This window comes from Serratia sp. Sp408, assembly GCF_057180665.1.
In genome coordinates this window covers 1,094,240-1,111,987 of sequence record NZ_JBXUFT010000001.1, presented here as the reverse complement: position 1 = coordinate 1,111,987, position 17,748 = coordinate 1,094,240, and the positions used below count along the sequence as shown (strand labels likewise).

At 56.7% G+C, this 17,748-nt stretch carries 15 protein-coding genes; 8 read left to right on the top strand and 7 right to left on the bottom strand.

Annotated features, from left to right (window positions below; genetic code table 11):
• Window positions 1–22: 22 nt before the first annotated feature.
• From htpX to AC2AXP_RS05250, 4 genes are all read right to left on the bottom strand, one after another.
• Window positions 23–901, bottom strand: a complete 879-nt coding sequence (htpX, locus tag AC2AXP_RS05265) for a protease HtpX (RefSeq protein WP_004963759.1) — start codon at window positions 899–901, stop codon at window positions 23–25.
• Between the two features lie 376 nt (window positions 902–1,277).
• Window positions 1,278–3,326 carry a carboxy terminal-processing peptidase gene (gene prc, locus AC2AXP_RS05260; RefSeq protein ID WP_004963764.1) on the bottom strand — a complete coding sequence of 683 codons (2,049 nt, stop codon included), beginning with the start codon at window positions 3,324–3,326 and terminating at the stop codon, window positions 1,278–1,280.
• A 19-nt stretch (window positions 3,327–3,345) separates the two neighbouring features.
• Window positions 3,346–4,056, bottom strand: coding sequence for an RNA chaperone ProQ (gene proQ, locus AC2AXP_RS05255; RefSeq protein ID WP_088499678.1), 711 nt, complete (start codon window positions 4,054–4,056; stop codon window positions 3,346–3,348).
• A gap of 96 nt (window positions 4,057–4,152) precedes the next feature.
• A complete protein-coding gene (locus tag AC2AXP_RS05250; RefSeq protein WP_004963768.1) occupies window positions 4,153–4,650 on the bottom strand; it encodes a GAF domain-containing protein in 498 nt (165 codons plus the stop codon).
• A 249-nt stretch (window positions 4,651–4,899) separates the two neighbouring features.
• Here AC2AXP_RS05250 and yebS point away from each other — a divergent pair, with 249 nt between their 5' ends.
• The 4 genes from yebS to AC2AXP_RS05230 all read left to right on the top strand — a co-directional run bounded on the left by yebS (window position 4,900) and on the right by AC2AXP_RS05230 (window position 10,873).
• Window positions 4,900–6,147 (top strand): membrane integrity lipid transport subunit YebS, encoded by a 1,248-nt coding sequence (gene yebS, locus AC2AXP_RS05245; protein WP_039992757.1) that lies wholly within the window; start codon window positions 4,900–4,902, stop codon window positions 6,145–6,147.
• Window positions 6,116–8,749 (top strand): PqiB family protein, encoded by a 2,634-nt coding sequence (locus AC2AXP_RS05240; RefSeq protein WP_004963773.1) that lies wholly within the window; start codon window positions 6,116–6,118, stop codon window positions 8,747–8,749. The genes yebS and AC2AXP_RS05240 overlap by 32 nt, the downstream gene beginning before the upstream one ends.
• Before the next feature lie 106 nt (window positions 8,750–8,855).
• Window positions 8,856–10,295, top strand: coding sequence for a 16S rRNA (cytosine(1407)-C(5))-methyltransferase RsmF (gene rsmF / locus AC2AXP_RS05235; protein ID WP_004963776.1), 1,440 nt, complete (start codon window positions 8,856–8,858; stop codon window positions 10,293–10,295).
• 329 nt (window positions 10,296–10,624) lie between these two features.
• Window positions 10,625–10,873, top strand: coding sequence for a DUF1480 family protein (locus tag AC2AXP_RS05230; RefSeq protein ID WP_004963781.1), 249 nt, complete (start codon window positions 10,625–10,627; stop codon window positions 10,871–10,873).
• A 51-nt stretch (window positions 10,874–10,924) separates the two neighbouring features.
• Here the strand turns inward: AC2AXP_RS05230 and AC2AXP_RS05225 are convergent, their stop codons facing one another.
• Both AC2AXP_RS05225 and AC2AXP_RS05220 read right to left on the bottom strand, forming a co-directional pair.
• Window positions 10,925–11,527 carry a cysteine peptidase family C39 domain-containing protein gene (locus tag AC2AXP_RS05225; protein WP_004963783.1) on the bottom strand — a complete coding sequence of 201 codons (603 nt, stop codon included), beginning with the start codon at window positions 11,525–11,527 and terminating at the stop codon, window positions 10,925–10,927.
• 1 nt (window position 11,528) lies between these two features.
• The gene (locus AC2AXP_RS05220; protein ID WP_004963785.1) at window positions 11,529–11,921 is read right to left on the bottom strand and encodes an ASCH domain-containing protein; all 393 of its coding nucleotides are present in this window, start codon (window positions 11,919–11,921) and stop codon (window positions 11,529–11,531) included.
• 337 nt (window positions 11,922–12,258) lie between these two features.
• On the opposite strand from AC2AXP_RS05220, the gene yniD reads away from it, so the two are divergent.
• Window positions 12,259–12,351, top strand: a complete 93-nt coding sequence (yniD, locus tag AC2AXP_RS05215; protein ID WP_233092464.1) for a small membrane protein YniD — start codon at window positions 12,259–12,261, stop codon at window positions 12,349–12,351.
• A gap of 124 nt (window positions 12,352–12,475) precedes the next feature.
• Entirely contained in the window at window positions 12,476–12,685 is a 210-nt protein-coding gene (locus AC2AXP_RS05210) for a hypothetical protein (protein ID WP_004963788.1), read from the top strand.
• Between the two features lie 145 nt (window positions 12,686–12,830).
• On the opposite strand, the gene AC2AXP_RS05205 is transcribed toward AC2AXP_RS05210, so the two are convergent.
• A complete protein-coding gene (locus AC2AXP_RS05205) occupies window positions 12,831–14,174 on the bottom strand; it encodes a 2-hydroxycarboxylate transporter family protein (protein WP_004963790.1) in 1,344 nt (447 codons plus the stop codon).
• A 434-nt stretch (window positions 14,175–14,608) separates the two neighbouring features.
• Here AC2AXP_RS05205 and pckA point away from each other — a divergent pair, with 434 nt between their 5' ends.
• Together pckA and AC2AXP_RS05195 are read left to right on the top strand one after the other, a co-directional pair.
• Window positions 14,609–16,228, top strand: coding sequence for a phosphoenolpyruvate carboxykinase (ATP) (pckA, locus tag AC2AXP_RS05200; RefSeq protein ID WP_004963793.1), 1,620 nt, complete (start codon window positions 14,609–14,611; stop codon window positions 16,226–16,228).
• A 187-nt stretch (window positions 16,229–16,415) separates the two neighbouring features.
• A complete protein-coding gene (locus AC2AXP_RS05195) occupies window positions 16,416–17,723 on the top strand; it encodes an MFS transporter (protein WP_198774031.1) in 1,308 nt (435 codons plus the stop codon).
• Window positions 17,724–17,748: the final 25 nt, after the last annotated feature.

Below are 17,748 nucleotides of genomic sequence, written 5' to 3'. Positions count from 1 at the left end.
CTGTTTACATGCTGGCTTGAGGCTACTTCAGGTATTGCCCGGAGCGCAGTGCTTCAATACGCTTGTCCAGCGGCGGGTGCGACATGAACAATTCGCTGAATGTCTTGGATTTACCGTTGATGCAGAATGCCATCATGCTACCCGCTTCCTGCGGTTCGTAGCTGGTTTTCAGCCGTTGCAATGCGGCAATCATTTTCTCGCGGCCGACCAGTTTGGCGGAGCCGGCATCAGCATAAAACTCACGGTGACGCGAGAACCACATGGTGATGATACTCGCCAAAATCCCGAACACCAGCTCCAGCACCATTGACACCGCGAAGTAGATCATCGGGTTGCCGTTGCTTTCGCCTTCCCCGTCTCGGTTGCCCAAGAAGCCGGCAGCCACCTGCGCCAACAGGCGGGAAATAAAGATCACGAAGGTGTTCACGATACCCTGGATCAAGGTCATGGTCACCATGTCGCCGTTGGCCACGTGGCTGATTTCGTGCGCGATAACCGCTTCTGCTTCGTCACGGCTCATGTTTTGCAACAGGCCGGTGCTGACGGCAACCAACGAGGCATCGCGGCGTGCGCCAGTAGCAAATGCGTTGATATCCGGCGCATGATAGATAGCCACCTGCGGCATGGCAATGCCCGCCTGCTGCGACTGACGACGCACGGTTTCCAACAGCCAGTTTTCGGTTTCGTTACGCGGTTGTTCAATCACTTCCCCGCCGACGGAGCGCAGCGCCATCCATTTGGACATCAGCAGAGAAACGAACGCACCGCCGAAGCCGAACAGACCGGCCATGATCATCAGGCCCTGAACGCTACTGGACTGGATTCCTGTCAGGCTGAGCACCAGCCCGAAAACCAACATCACCGCCAGGTTGGTGAGCAGGAACAGAGCTATACGCATCATAAAATGTTTACTTCCTCATAAATGTTAACAAAACGCTGCTTGGGATACCCAGATCGTATGGGCATCTGTCACAGTTTCAAGCGTTGTCCGCCATTAACCCACTAAAAATACGAAACTTTACAAAAACGGCGCTTGCTGCCAGTTTCGTAAATTGTAAACGATTGTTGCGGATAACGGTGGGTTTTTATCGTGGTTCGCGAAAGTGACGTTTTGTTTGCACCAGGTACGCCATTAAGGATTGCCGGTTGAAAAATGCACATGGTGCATGAGATTGGCAACGGACTCACAACGATGAAATCATCCCTGCACCGCAACGCCTAATTTCAGCATTAAAAAACGCACCCGAAGGTGCGTTTTACTTTCTGCCAGCGCCGCGTTATTTGGCGGCGGCCGGTTGTGTGGCTGGCTGATCTTTCTCAAGATGAGACAGTTCCAACGCGATATGCACCGTTTCATCCAGGTACGGATCCGGTTCCTGGTAATCCTTCGGCAAGGCATCCAGCGATTTCAACGGTTTCTTGCCGGCACGCTCCAGGCGATCGTTAATACGCTGCAAGCGGGTCGCGTCATCGTCGTGGTTCTCTTTCTCGCGCTGGGCCAGATTGAGCGAAACAATGTTGCGTTTGTCCTTCAGCGCCTTGTAATGGGCGATGTCTTGCGCGATGTACTGGAACTCTGGGTTTTTGGCGATGCGCTGCTGGTGATCCTTCAGCAGTTCAGGCACAAATGGCTTCATATCGCCGACCTTGGTATAGGTGGCGGCATTGATGCTGTCCCACGGCATGGCGTTGTCTTCAAAGCTTTCGCCGGTTTCCGCCGGATCGACGCCGGTTGGCATCAGGATATCAGGCGTGACGCCCTTACGCTGGGTACTGCCGCCGTCAACGCGGTAGAACTTTTGAATAGTGTATTGCACCGAGCCCAGCGCCGGCCATTCAGGACGCAGCATCTGATCGTAAATACGGTTCAGTGAACGGTATTGCTGCACGGTGCCTTTACCAAACGTCGGCTCACCGACGATCAGCGCACGACCGTAGTCCTGCATTGCCGCAGCGAAAATCTCCGAAGCCGACGCGCTAAAGCGATCGACCAGCACCACCAGCGGCCCTTTGTAGTAGGTCACGCCATCGGTGTCGGCGTCTTCACGAATTTTGCCGTTGTTGTCGCGCACCTGCACCACCGGGCCGCTCGGAATAAACAGACCGGACAGCGAGACGGCTTCGGTCAGCGCGCCGCCGCCGTTGGTGCGCAGATCGATGATCACGCCCTTGACGTTCTGCTTGGCCATCTTCTGCAGCTGAACTTTGACGTCATCGGTCAGGCCAACGTAAAAGCCGGGGATATCCAGCACCGCAATCTTTTCCTTGCCGACGGTTTTGATGGTCATCTTCACCGCGCGGTCTTCCAGTCGAATGCGCTCACGGGTCAGGGTGACCACGCGCGTCTTGGTGCCCTTGCCGGCTGGCAGGATTTCCAGACGCACCTTGCTGCCCTTTGGCCCCTTGATCAGTGAAACAACGTCGTCCAGACGCCAGCCGATGACGTCCACCATCCCTTTACCAGCCTGACCAACGCCGACAATCCGATCGCCAACGGTGATCGATTTGCTCTTCGCCGCCGGGCCGCCCGGCACCATCGAATTGATCAGGGTGTAGTCGTCATCCATTTGCAATACCGCACCGATGCCTTCCAGCGACAGGCTCATTTCGGTATTAAACTGTTCGGTATTGCGTGGTGACAGATAGTTGGTATGCGGGTCGATTTCATGCGCAAAGGCATTCATCGCCAGTTGGAACACGTCTTCGCTGTTGCTTTGCGTCAGGCGTTTGATGGCGAACTGATAGCGTTTGGTCAGCGTTTCGCGAATTTCCTTGTCGCTCTTGCCGGTCAGCTTGAGGTTCAACTGGTCATATTTGACCTTGGCATCCCACAGACGATCGAGTTCGGCTTTGTCTTTCGGCCACGGCGCTTTGCCACGGTCGATATCAATAGTGTCATTGCCGGTAAAGCTCATTGGCTTACCCAGCAACGACAAGGCATAGGTGTAACGCTCAAAGCGGCGTTTCTGCGCCAGATTAAACAGCGCGTAAGGCGTATCCAACTTACCGGTCTTCAGCTCGTCACCAAACGACTGGCGCTTATCGGCGAACTGCGCAACATCGGATGCCAGCAACACGTTGTGGCTGTAATCCAGCATGTTCAGATAGCGATCGAAGATCTTGCCGGAAAACTCGGCATCCAGGGCGAATTGCCGGTAATGGGAGCGAGTAAAGCGCGATGTTACGCGCTCACTCACTGTTGCATGCTGTGGTTCCTGATGCAGCTGCGGCAGTTGGTCGATGCGGATGTTGGCGGTGTCCGCACCGTAACTGACGCCAGCCCACATCAAGGCAGCGACTGCCGTTAATCTGACTAATTTGTTCATGCCTTGGTTGGCCTCCGTATCAGAACTGCAAGTGTTCTGCGCGCACAATCATCGCCAGACCGGAAGAGAGCTGCACACGTACGCCATCTTTAGCGATTTCGAGTACGGTAGCATCCATCGCGCTCTTACCTGCTCTGACTTTGATTTCCTGGCCAATTTGCAGTTTAGAGATATCCGTAACGGGCACATGAGGCTGCTGGTTTTCCTCTTTTGCGGCACGAGGTTGACGAGCTTGCTGCGGGCGAGTGTGTGGACGTGGCTTGCGGCCTTCCGGCGCAGCGCCGCCTTCACGACGAGCGGCAGGTTTTTTACCGGCTGGACGCGGACGACGAGGCTCAGCGGCAGCGGATTCACCGGCGGCTTCACGTTTTTTGGCGTTTTGTTCGGCACGCTGTGCCTGAACGCGCGCTTTGGCTTCTTCAAGCTGTTGGCGGGCATGGTCGACATGCTGCTGTTCGAGTTCGCCGCACGGGTTACCGTCCAGATCAACACGCTGTGCGCCGACTTTGATGCCATACAGGTAACGCCAGCTAGAGGTATACAGGCGCAGTGCAGAACGCAATTGCGTCTTGCTCAGATTCTCTTCCCCCTGCACGCGCTCCACCAGATCCTGAAAAATACCGATTTTAAGCGGACGAGCTTCGCCTTCGGCGCTAAAGCAGAGCGGAAAGCGCTCGGCAAGAAAAGCAATAACTTCTTTACTAGAGTTCAACTTAGGTTGATTTTCCATGAAATTTCCTGATTACAACGGTGTTGCCAACAAGCCGCAGGCATGAACAGGCGCCATTATAATGACGCCATCGCTAAATGCCACGTTAACCGTAGATCAACTTGCCGCTACAGTGACGTATTTCGCACAATTACACTGTTCCAGTTGCGCGCAAAGCCCCGCCACCACTGCTTTCAGGCCTAATTCGTCGTGCTCGTCGAACCGTTGATAAACTGTGCTGTCGATATCCAGCACGCCAATCACCTGACCGCCAACCACCAGCGGCAGCACGATTTCGGCGTTGCTGGCGGCGTCGCAGGCGATATGGCCAGGAAACGCATGCACATCGCCGACGCGCTGAATGCGGTTTTCTGCTGCGGCGGTGCCACAGACCCCTTTGCCCAGCGGAATGCGCACGCAGGCAATTTTTCCCTGGAACGGCCCGAGCACCAGCTGCTTGCCGTCCATCAGGTAAAATCCGGCCCAGTTGACGTCATCCAGCCGCTCATTGATCAGCGCACTGGCATTGGCAAGCGCCGCGATGAAATGGGTTTCGCCGTCAAGTAGCGCCACCAGATCGCGTTTGAATTCCGCGTAGAATTGTTCTTTTGTCATGTAGTAACCATTAACACTCTGTAGATAGCCTTAAGCTCGAGGCTTAGCCCCTATAAAATAAGCATTAAATGCGTATAGTCACAAGGTTAATCATCTGTTGCTTCACAAAACCCTGCCCGACAGGGTATGTTTGCCAGCCAGAAACCCCGTTTACCTGCTTTGCCACCTTCCTTTATAACACGATGGCAAAGACGGCGTTATTTTCCAGCTACGCTAAATAGACCTGCGGGCTAAAGAGCAGTTTTGATGATGAAGATACACGCGATCACCGGCCCGCTAAGCACAGCGCGCCACCAGCGCTGCTGCGAATGCGACCTGCTGTTTATCCTGCCGCCACTGGCGGGCAACCAGGCCGCTTATTGCCCGCGCTGCAATGCCAAAGTGGTCAATGGCCGCGACTGGTCGATGACCCGGCTGACGGCGCTGGCGGTAACCATGCTGCTGCTGATGCCGTTCGCCTTCACCGAACCGCTGATCAGCATTCGCCTGCTCGGCAGCCATATTCACGCCAGTCTGCTGGAAGGCGTCTGGCAGATGAGTCGCCAGGGCGATCCGATCACCGCCAGTATGGTGGCATTTTGTACCATGGGCGCGCCGCTGACGCTGGTGCTGTCGCTGCTGTATCTGCGTATCGGTCATCGGCTAGGCATGAATCTGCGCCCGGTGTTGCTGATGCTGGAACGGCTAAAAGAGTGGATCATGCTGGATATTTATCTGATCGGCATGGCGGTAGCGACGATAAAAGTCAAAGAGTATGCCGACATCGCGGCCGGCAGCGCGTTGATTGCCTATCTCTGTCTGACGTTACTCAGCCTGCTGACCCTGATTCACATGAACCTGGAACAGCTGTGGGAACGCTACTACCCGCAGCAACAGCCACAAGGGGCGCCGTCGGCGTTGCACGTCTGTTTATCGTGCCACTATACCGGCTATGCCGATTCGCGCGGCCGTTGCCCGCGCTGCCATATTGCCATGTGCCACCGCCAACCCTACAGCCTGCAAAAAACCTGGGCGGCGCTGATTGCGGCAATGATCCTGCTGATCCCGGCCAACCTGCTGCCGATCTCGATAATCTATGCCAACGGCGCACGAATGGAGGATACTATCTTTTCCGGCGTGGTCTCGCTGGCAACCTCGGGCAACATGCCGATTGCCGCGATTGTGTTTATCGCCAGCGTGCTGGTGCCGTTTACCAAGGTCATCGTGCTGATCACCCTGCTGTTCAGCATCCATTTCAAAACCTCGCACAGCCTGAAAACACGTATTCGGCTGTTGCGCCTGGTGAGGTGGATTGGCCGCTGGTCGATGCTCGATCTGTTTGTCATCGCGCTGATGATGTCGCTGGTAAATCGCGAGCAATTATTATCATTTACTATGGGGCCGGCAGCCTTTTACTTTGGGTCTGCGGTCATTTTGACTATTCTTGCCGTTGAATGGCTGGATAGCCGATTGATTTGGGATGCACATGCAACAGGAAACGCCGAATACGACGACTGAAGCGCGGGTCAAACACAAGCGCCGCATTTCACCCTTCTGGTTATTGCCGTTTATCGCCCTGCTGATCGCCGGCTGGCTGGTGTATAGCAATTTCCAGGAGCGCGGCACCACCGTCACCATTGATTTCCAGTCGGCCGCCGGCATCGTCGCCGGGCGTACGCCGGTGCGCTATCAGGGCGTCGACGTCGGTACCGTGCAGACCATCAGCCTGAGCAAGGATTTGCGTAAAATCGTGGTGGAAGCCAGCATCAAAAGCGATCTGGAAGACTCGTTGCGCGACGGTACCCAGTTCTGGCTGGTGACGCCCAAAGCCTCGTTGGCCGGCGTTTCCGGGCTGGATGCGCTGGTCGGCGGCAACTACATCGGCATGATGCCGGGCGGCGGTCAACCACAGACTCACTTTACGGCGCTCGATACCCAACCGAAATACCGTCTGAACACCGGCGAACTGATGCTGCATCTGCACGCCGACGATCTTGGCTCGCTCAATACCGGCTCGCTGGTCTATTACCGCAAGATCCCGGTGGGCAAGGTGTATGACTACACCATTGCCGCCGGCAACAAGGGGGTGACCATTGACGTACTCATCGATCGCCGTTTCGCCAACCTGGTGAAGGACAATAGCCGCTTCTGGAACGTTTCCGGCTTTAAGGGCGACTTCAGCCTGGCCGGCGCTTCGGTGCAAATGGAAAGCCTGGCCGCGCTGGTGAATGGCGCCATTGCCTTCGACTCGCCGCCACAGGGGCAACAGGCCAAGGCCGAGCAGAATTACACCCTCTATCCCGATCTGGCGCACAGTCAGCGCGGCGTCAACATCACCCTCGATCTGCCCAGTGGCAAAAACCTGAGTGAAAACCATACGCCGCTAATCTATCAGGGCCTGCAGGTCGGCACCCTGACCAAACTGACGTTGCAGCCCGACAGTAAGGTCACCGGCGAACTGACGATCGATCCGTCGGTGGTAGATCTGATGCGCAGCGGTACGCGTATTGCCATGCGCAGCCCGCGCATCAGCCTGAACGACGCCAAGCTGAGCCAGTTGCTGACCGGCAATACGCTGGAGCTGATCCCCGGCGACGGCGAGCCACAACAGCATTTCAATGTACTGGACAGCAGTGAAACGCTGCTGCAACAGCCCGGGGTACTCACCGTATCGCTGACCGCGCCACAGAGCTACGGCATTGACGTTGGCCAGCCGCTGATCGTACACGGCATCCGGGTCGGTCAGATCCTTAGCCGCACCCTGACCGATGACGGCGTCAACTTCCGCGCAGCGATTGAAGCGCAATACCGTGCGCTGATCCACAAGGACAGCAAGTTCGTGGTCAACAGCCGGGTAGACGTCAAGCTGGGTCTCGACGGTATGGAGGTGCTTGGCGCCAGTGCGCAGGAGTGGATCGACGGTGGTGTACGCATCATACCGGGCAGCAAGGGCGAACCGGCGACCCAGTATCCGCTCTATAGCAATGCGGAACGTGCCGAAGCAGGCATCATCGGCAACAAACCCAAGCCGACCCTGACGTTGACCGCCAATAGCCTGCCGGATGTGCAAACCGGTTCGGTGGTGCTGTACCGTAAATTCCAGGTAGGTGAAATCGTCGACGTCAGGCCAAAGGCGAACGAATTCGACGTCGATATCTATATCAGCCCGGAATATCGCAAGCTGCTGACCAATCAGACCATTTTCTGGGCCGAAGGCGGAGCCAAGGTGCAGCTCAACGGCAGCGGGCTGACGGTGCAGGCGTCGCCGCTCAACCGGGCGTTAAAGGGCGCCATCAGCTTCGACAATTTGCAGGGTGTGACACTGGACAAGGGCAGCAAACGGCTGCTGTATGCCAATGAAACCGCCGCCCGTGCGGTGGGTAGCCAGATTACGCTACGCACCTACGATGCCAGCAAACTGTCGCCAGGCATGCCGATCCGTTATCTGGGTATCGACATTGGCCAGGTCGAGTCGCTGAAGCTGGCACCGGAACGCAACGAGGTGCTGGCGAAAGCGGTGCTATACCCAGAATATGTCGATACCTTCGCCCGCTTCGGCACGCGTTTCTCGGTGGTCTCACCGGAGATCTCCGCCGCCGGCGTCAGCAACCTCGACACCCTGCTGCAACCGTACATCAACGTCGAACCGGGTCGTAGTGGACGTGCCCTGCGCACCTTCGAACTCCAGGAAGCCACCATCACCGACTCGCGCTACATGGATGGTCTGAACGTGGTGCTTGATGCGGCAGAAACCGGCTCACTGCAAATCGGTACGCCAGTGCTGTTCCGCGGCATTGAGGTAGGTACCGTGACCGGTTTCTATCTGGGTGCGATGTCCGATCGCATCCACGTTGCCTTGCGTATCAGCAAGAAGTACCAGCACCTGGTGCGTAACAACAGCGTGTTCTGGCTGGCGTCCGGCTATAATCTGCAATTTGGCCTGACCGGCGGTGTGATCAAGAGCGGCACCTTCCAACAGTTCATTCGCGGCGGTATCGCCTTCGCTACCCCACCGACCATTCCATTGGCGCCGCAAGCCAATGCCGGCAAGCACTTCCTGCTGACGGCGGAAGAGCCGAAAGACTGGAAGGAATGGGGGACGGCAATCCCGCGCAATTAACCCCGCCAGACGGCAGGGCTGCCACCGTGCGGCCCTGCCGATACTCTCTGCCCCTCGCTTTATGTTACACTGCCGCCCTCATTTTGACCGTCCATAAGAGTTACCCGTGGCCAAATCTGCTAGCGTACTTCTGCCCCCAGCCTTTCTCGACGCCACGCGCGCGATCATGCCCGCCGCACTGTCGATGGAGGATTTCATCGCCGCCTGCCAACGCCCGCTGCGCCGCAGCATACGTGTCAATACGCTGAAAATCAGCGTTGACGGCTTCCTGGCGCTGGTAAAGGACTACGACTGGCAACTGGCGCCGATCCCCTGGTGTGCAGAAGGTTTCTGGATCACCCGAGACGACGACGCGCTGCGACTCGGCAGCGCAGCGGAACACCTGAGCGGCCTGTTCTACATTCAGGAAGCCAGTTCCATGCTGCCGGTCAGCGCACTGTTCAGCGCAGGCGAAACGCCCCGTCGCGTACTGGACGTCGCGGCCGCTCCCGGTTCCAAAACCACCCAGATCGCCGCATTGATGAATAACCGTGGCGGCATTGTCGCCAACGAATACTCTGCCAGCCGCGTCAAGGTGCTCCATGCCAACCTCAGTCGCTGTGGGGTGAAAAACGCCGCCCTGACCCACTTTGACGGCCGGGTATTCGGCGCCGCTCTACCGGAGTCCTTTGACGCCATCCTGCTGGATGCTCCCTGCTCTGGCGAGGGCGTGGTGCGCAAGGACCCCGACGCCATGAGCAACTGGTCGCCGGAAAGCGTGCACAGCATTGCCGAAACGCAACGCCAACTGATCGACAGCGCCTTCCATGCGCTGGCGCCCGGCGGCGTGATGGTTTACTCCACCTGTACGCTCAATGCACAGGAAAACCAGCAGGTGATTAACAGCCTGTTGGCCAACTACGGTTCGGCGGTCAGCGTTGAACCGCTGGGCGACCTGTTCCCTGGCGCGCACCAGGCCTTGACCGACGAAGGTTTCCTGCACGTATTCCCGCAAATCTATGACAGCGAAGGGTTCTTTGTCGCACGCCTGCGCAAGCATCATGCGGTTGCGCCGCTGCCAAAGCCAGGCTATAAAGTGGGCAAATTCCCCTTCTCGCCGCTGTCCGGCAAAGACGGTGCGCTGGTGCAACAGGCGGCGGAAGCCGTTGGCCTGAGCTGGGATCGGCATGACCATCGTCTATGGGCGCGCGATAAGGAAATCTGGTTATTCCCGGCCGAGCTGGAGCCGCTGATCGGCAAGGTACGCTTCTCACGCATTGGCCTGAAACTGGCAGAACGCTTCCCGAAAGGCTTCCGCTGGCAACACGAGGCGGTGCTGGCATTGGCCGATGGTCACGCAAAGCAAGCCTTTGAGCTGGACGCCGCGCTGGCGCAGGAGTGGTTTCACGGGCGCGACCTGTATCCCGAGCCGCCGCCGCAGGGTGATGAATGCATCGTTACCTATCAGCATCAACCGTTGGGCATTGCCAAACGTATCGGCAGCCGGATAAAAAACAACCTGCCACGTGAACTGGTACGTGATGGCGTACTGGATTTCCATCAGTAACGTCCCTCCGGCGGCAATGTTGATATCTTGCCGCCAACCCGCTTTCTACCCAACTCCCCCACCGTCTGGCACGGTAACCACCAGCAGAGCGGCGCAGGAGCCGGGTTAATGCCAAGGCGGCGCTGAATGCGACACAGAGTGAAAGGCCAGTGGGTGGCTACCAGCAAAACGTCAGTTCCGTGATGGGATATTCAGCCCGGCTAGCCTGATGCCGGCAATAGTGCCAGGTTAAATGTTTACTGTGGCATTTTTTGCACCATTGACTATGCTCATTATGACGGCCTCTAACTGGTCTTACCTCTTACGTCCCGCTTGAGCAAGGAGTCTTCATGAGTGTATCCGTAGTGAAAATAGGCAGCTTTGAGGTCGATGATGCGTATTTGTCTACGTCATCCGAGCAGGCTGAAGGCAAAGGTATTCTGACCATCCCGTGTAAATCCGATCCTGACTTGTGCATGCAGTTGGACGGCTGGGATGAACACACCAGCATCCCGGCAGTATTGAACGGCAAACAATTGCTGTTGTACAAACAGCATTACGATCGTCAGGCCGACGCCTGGGTGATGCGCGTGGCATGATGGTACGCCAGGAAAACGCGCTGTGTTTGCTGAAAGACACAGCGCGTTTTTTTATGCCAGCGCGATACCACGCCCGGCGAAGAATCGCGCAAAGGTGTTGAGTGGCATCGTTACGTTCTCACGCGTTGCCAGGCTGTCTCCCGAGGGATTATGAAAGCGCAACCTGGTACCGTCCGCCGCCGTTACCAGCACCAGATGCCCACCTTTATGTGGCGGCGTCTGGTGCGGCTGGCGGATAGACGGATGCACCGAGGCAATGAAATAACGTCGGGATGCCAGCAAGAGCGGTAACTGTTCGGCACTGAGATCGACGTGCACCTGTGCCTGCAGCCCAAACTGTTCCCCCACATATCGGACGAACGGCGCGTAGATCAGCCCCTTGATGTTATCCCCCTGACGCTGGTAAGCCCCGTACGGCAGGCTACGTCGCGCCAGTTCCAACACCGGCGGTGCCACGCCGTCGCGATCGCGCAGCACCATGTTCAGGCACGCCATGCCGCAGACGTGATTGGCCCACTCACAGTATTCCGCCTGCGTCAGCGCCCCGCTACGCGTCCAGTTGAGGTCGTCTGCCAGACGGGCATCGCCGGCTATCAGCTGCGCCGCCAACTCCGGCGTGGCCCACTGGCAGCAGTAAGGTACCGGTTTCGTCACCTCAGAACGTCTCGATGACCTTGAAATTCATCAGGATCAGCGACATGTTGGGGGAAAACAGATCGTAGGCCTCAAAGAAACGCTGATGCTCCCGACGCCAATAGGCCAGCGACCGGTCGCCTTCCCCTTCGGCATAGGCATGCGCCTCGTCAACCTGATCGAAGCTTGTCAGATCCACCGTTGTCAATTCCACCGCACAAACCGGCTCGCCCTTGCCGTTGACCACCACAAAAACATCACCTTTTTGCGGAATGCCGTCCTGGTCCAGGTTCGCACAGGTCGCGGTCTTGGTACCGTTGACAATCAACGCCGCCAGTTGGTCCGCCAACTGTTCTGAATCTGCAAATGCCCAACGTTCGGCATTCTCGTACTGTTTGGGTAGCGCCTTCGCCATGTTTATTGCCCTGTTTGAGTCACTTTGCAGACAGAATAGTACACCGGATAGGCCGCTGCCCGCATCCGCTGCGTGTGTCTTCACTACGCCTGCAGCATCTTTACCGGTTTTTTACCCTAAATCCCTGTGCCTGCGCCGACGCAACAGGCATACTGGACGTTCACCCATTCCATGGCCGGCGGCCAGGCGGTAACATGAAAGACAGCGACAAAGATCCCGATGACACCTTCAGTGATTTATTAAAAGTCATTGCGCTTGTCGTTATTGTCATGGTTGTTTTAGCCATCTGGTATTTCAGCGCGTAAGGCATAAGGAGGAACACGTGGCAAGCAAGCGCATGCGCAGCAAACACTGGAAAATGTTCCTGATTCTGTTGTTGATCTGTCTGGCGCTGCTACTGTTGCGCTGGGCGGCGATGGTATTCGGTTAATTTCCACTATCACACCTCACGTTATCGCTTCCCCTTGCCGTTGTTTGCCCTGGTCGCCGGCATCGGTGGCGAATAGCCGCGCCAACTGCTACATTGAGCAAAAATCACCCAACCGAGGTTAACGATGATGTTCTCGGAACAGGAGATCAAACCCGTCTGGGACGAAGTGGCACGGCTGATCGGCGACAGCGTGATGCAAATGCGTCACCGGGGCGAAACGCTGTCGGTAGAATCGCTGGCAAAACATCTTTCACAGCAGTTGGCATGCAGCCAGAATATTGAACGCCGCATCCTGATCGGTGCCGCCATCAACATGCTGAAGGGAGAAAAGTGAATCGCCAACCGGACGGCTGGCGATTCGGCAGATGCTCAAGGTATGCAAGCCCAAGCATCCGGTTAGCAGTGTCTCACGCTAACGTGGCGATATTAATCAGAATTATCGCGATTTTATCATCAGACGGCATTTATCCTCCGAGGCTTTACATCAGCCAGCCTAACAATAGCGTTGCGCCAATTACCGTTGACGCGCCGCCAATACGCGTCGCAATCTGAGCAAACGGCATCAACCCCATGCGGTTGGACGCCGACAAAATCGCCACGTCGCCAGTACCACCCAAGCCGCTGTGACAACAGGTAACGATAGCCGCTTCCACCGGGAACATTTTCAAAGCGGGCGCAATCAGGAAACTCACCACGCCCATCGACAGTACTACCGATCCGCAGACGATCACATAGCCAAGCGAAAATACCGCCACCACGCTTTCCAGCGGCACATACAGCATGCCCAACCCAATCATCAGCGGCCACACCAGAGCTGCGGACACGAACTTGTAAAAACTGTGCGCGCCGGTTTCCATGCTGGCCGGAATGATGCGACAGTATTTGCACAATACCGCAAACAGAATCATCAATACCGGACCGGGAATGTGCACGATATGTTCAAACAGCCCGCCGACGATAAAGAAGGCGCAAATCACCAGCAGGCCACCGCCCATCAGTTGAAAATCCACCTGCCCCCCCTGCTCTTTTATCGCAAACACCGCATTCTCCTGCGCCGAACGGATCAGCATACCTTCACCGCTCAGCGCCTTGCGCTGCATGCCGATACGCGCCAGCACCCCGGCGGTGACGATGGCAAAAATGTTGCCCATCACCGCTGCCGGTGCCAGTTGCGCAACGTACACGTCCGGCGTGGCGCCCAGAATGGCGGAATAGGCCAGCGACAGCGGCAGAATACCCTCGCCAATGCCGCCGCCGATGATCGGCACAATGATAAAGAAAAAGGTGTGGTAGAAGCTGAAACCAAACAGTTTGCCCACCAGCAGTCCGGTGGCCACTGCGGTGACCGTTCCGACCACCAGCGGCACAAACATCCGTATCATGCCCTGGATCAGAATGACCCGGTGCATGCCCAGAATACTGCCGACCACCAGACTGGCGATAACGAAATACAGCAGGTTGGCATCCTTCATCAGCAAATGTACCGTAGCCATGACGTTTGGCTGGAAGAAGTCAAAGTACACCAGTACCGACGGTACCATCAGACATAAAATTGCCGGACCGCCAATATCGCGCAGCAGCGGTATGCTTTTGCCTAATTGCGCCAATGCAAAACCCAGCGTCATGATCACTGCCAAACCGCCGATCATGTTTTTGGGCAAAAAGTTGGCATAAGCGGAAACCGCCACGATGGCACTAATAGTGATAAACAAGGCTACCGGCACCGCACCGATATCCAATTGACGTAATTGATTAATTATTCCGGATGAGTCCGATTGCGCTGTGTTTTTCTCACAGGCAAGTTCTGCGTTTAACTGTTTCATTATTCACCCTGCTGGAAAGTGTCGGGATTGAAGCGCTTCGCCGAATGGTAATCAGCTTAATTAATCAATAAAAACAACTAATTAATCACAACCCTACGACCGGATGGGATGGATTCTTATTTGTGGATAAAACACTAGACAACCCTGACGATATGATAAAAAATAAAAAATCAGAACAAAATTGACTCGCGTAAATTAAATATTGTGAGCCTGCGCCAAGGTTGATTTTAATTAATTATCGTCAGCGTTTTGTAATTAAATTAATCAGTCAAAAATTCGCTGCTATGCTATACGGGAAAGCCTGTCGTCAGGCCTTTCATTAATAAGAATCGGAGCGGTGCAAGCTGAATCCGGTCAGCTACATCTGAACCCGTATTTCAATACGCCGCCGCATATTGAAAACGGGCATAATATCGCCAATAAGGAAGTAGAATATGTCTTCAACCGCTGTTACCCCTCAAACTCTCGCACGTTATGGTATTCACCACGCAATCGATGTCGTCTACAACCCTAGCTATGAACTGCTGTTCAACGAAGAGACGCGCGCCGACTTGCCGGCACTGGAGCGCGGCACCCTGACCAGCCTGGGCGCCGTCAATGTGGATACCGGTGAATTCACCGGTCGTTCGCCAAAAGACAAGTATATCGTGCGCGACGACACGACCCGCGACACCGTCTGGTGGTCCGATAACGGCACCGGTAAAAATGACAACCAGCCGCTGTCGCCAGAGGTCTGGCAGCAGTTGAAAGCGCGGGTTGGCGAACAACTGTCTGGCAAACGCCTGTTTATCGTGGACGCATTCTGCGGCGCCAACGCCGACAGCCGTCTGAAAGTACGCTTCATTACCGAAGTCGCCTGGCAGGCGCACTTTGTAAAAAACATGTTCATCCGCCCGAGCGACGACGAACTGGCAGACTTTGAACCGGATTTTGTGGTGATGAACGGCGCCAAGTGCACCAACCCGGACTGGCAGCAACAGGGGATGCACTCTGAAAACTTTGTTGCCTTTAACCTGACCGAACGTATGCAACTGATCGGCGGTACCTGGTACGGCGGCGAAATGAAGAAAGGCATGTTCTCGATCATGAACTACCTGCTGCCGCTGAAGGGCATCGCCTCGATGCACTGCTCGGCCAACGTCGGCCAACAGGGCGACGTGGCGGTGTTCTTTGGCCTGTCCGGCACCGGCAAGACCACCCTGTCCACCGATCCGAAACGCCAGTTGATCGGTGATGACGAGCACGGTTGGGATGACGACGGCGTGTTCAACTTCGAAGGTGGCTGCTACGCCAAGACCATCAAGCTGTCGCCGCAGGCCGAACCGGAGATTTACCAGGCGATTCGCCGCGACGCGCTGTTGGAGAACGTGGCGGTGCGTGACAATGGCACCGTCGATTTCGATGACGCCGGCAAAACGGAAAACACCCGCGTCTCCTACCCGATTTACCATATCGACAACATCGTCAAACCGGTATCAAAAGCGGGTCATGCGCAGAAAATCATTTTCCTTACCGCTGACGCCTTCGGCGTGCTGCCGCCGGTATCACGCCTGACGCCGGAACAAACCCAGTATCACTTCCTGTCCGGATTCACCGCCAAGCTGGCCGGCACCGAACGTGGCATCACCACGCCGACACCAACCTTCTCCGCCTGTTTCGGCGCGGCATTCCTGACGCTGCATCCCACTCAGTACGCTGAAGTGCTGGTGAAACGCATGGAGGCCGCCGGCGCCCAAGCCTATCTGGTCAATACCGGCTGGAACGGCAGCGGCAAACGTATCTCGATCAAGGACACTCGTGGCATTATCGACGCGATATTGAGCGGCGACATCGATCAGGCCGACACCTTTACCCTGCCGATCTTCGGGCTGGCGGTACCGAGCGCATTGCCGGGGGTCGATCCGTCGATTCTTGATCCGCGCAAAACCTACGCCGACGAATCACTGTGGCAAGAAAAGGCCGAAGATCTGGCACAGCGCTTTATCGATAACTTCGCCAAATACACCGTTACCCCAGCCGGCGAAAAACTGCTGGGTGCCGGGCCGACGCTGTAAACGACAAGGGCGCCACGGCGCCCTTGCTCCAATCTTCCGGGGCAGCCTGTCATGCCCCGTTCACGATTATCCGGTTAGCCGTTTACCATCCGTCCCGGTCACGATCGCATTTACCGCAGAAATCAATTGATTGTTTTGCCATCTAAATTTAGAACGGTCGAACAATAACAGATTAACGGGGAAGGCAATGGCAGCGCATACAGCGGTAATCGATGCCCGTCGTTCGCGACAGGCATTGCTGGCCGGTTCGGTTGGCAACTTTATTGAATGGTATGAATTCGGCGTTTACGGGTTTCTGGCAACCGTTATCGCCGCCAACTTTTTCACTCTGCAAGGCGAAAGCGAGATCACCAGCCTGATACTGACCTACGCCGCGTTCGCGCTGGCGTTTTTCTGCCGGCCCATCGGCGCGGTGATCTTTGGCCGCATCGGCGACCGCATAGGCCGTCGCCCGACGCTGATCGCGGTACTGCTGCTGATGACGCTGGCTACGGCGCTGATCGGCGTTATGCCAACCTACGCCGCCATCGGCGTTGCCGCACCGCTGCTGCTGACGCTGCTGCGCATGTTGCAAGGGCTGTTTGCCGGCGGCGAGTTTGGCGGCGCGGTGTCGTTGATGACCGAATTTGCCCCGCCCGGAAAACGTGGGCAATACGGTGCCTGGCAATCGCTCACCGTGGCGCTCGGGTTGCTGGCCGGCGCCGGTCTGGTCGCCTTGCTGGCCGCGCTGCTGAGCAAAGAACAATTATACCAGTGGGGATGGCGTATCCCCTTCCTGCTGGCCTTGCCGATGGGCGCGGTGGCACTGTGGCTGCGTCTGAAGCTGGAAGAAACGCCCACCTTTACCCAGGCGCAACAGTCCCCACAGTCCGACTCTGCCCCGGCGGCCAGCCTGCGTGGCGTGCTGACCACCATCCTGCTCGGCATTGGCCGCATGATGGGCTGGTCGGCCGCCGGTTATACCTTCCTGGTGGTGATGCCCTCCTATCTGCAAACCTCGCTGCATGCCACCTTCCAGCAGGCGCTGGTGGCTACGGTGCTGGCCAACGTCGGTTTTGCTCTGACCATCCTGCCTGCCGGTATCCTCAGTGACCGCTGGGGGCGCAAAACGGTGATGCTGACCGCCATGCTGGCGGTGATCCTGTTCACCTTTCCGCTATTGCATCTGCTGCAAGATGTGCAAACCTCGCTGGCAATCAAAGGTATCGCCGTGCTGAGCGCCGGTGCGGTGGTTGGCCTACTGGCCGGCCCCGGCCCGGCAATGCTGGCGGAAATGTTTCCGACCCGGGTGCGCTATACCGGCCTCGGGCTGGCCTATTCACTGTCCAATGCGGTGTTTTCCGGCTCTGCCGGGCTGATCATCACCGGCTTGATCAAACAAACCGGCAATATTGATATTCCCGCCTACTACGTGGTCGCCACCTCATTAGTCAGCCTGCTGGCCTTGATGACACTGCGGCGCGACGACCATTTGCGCTCGCTGAACGAACGCTAACGGCTATGGCCCTGCTTGCAGGGCC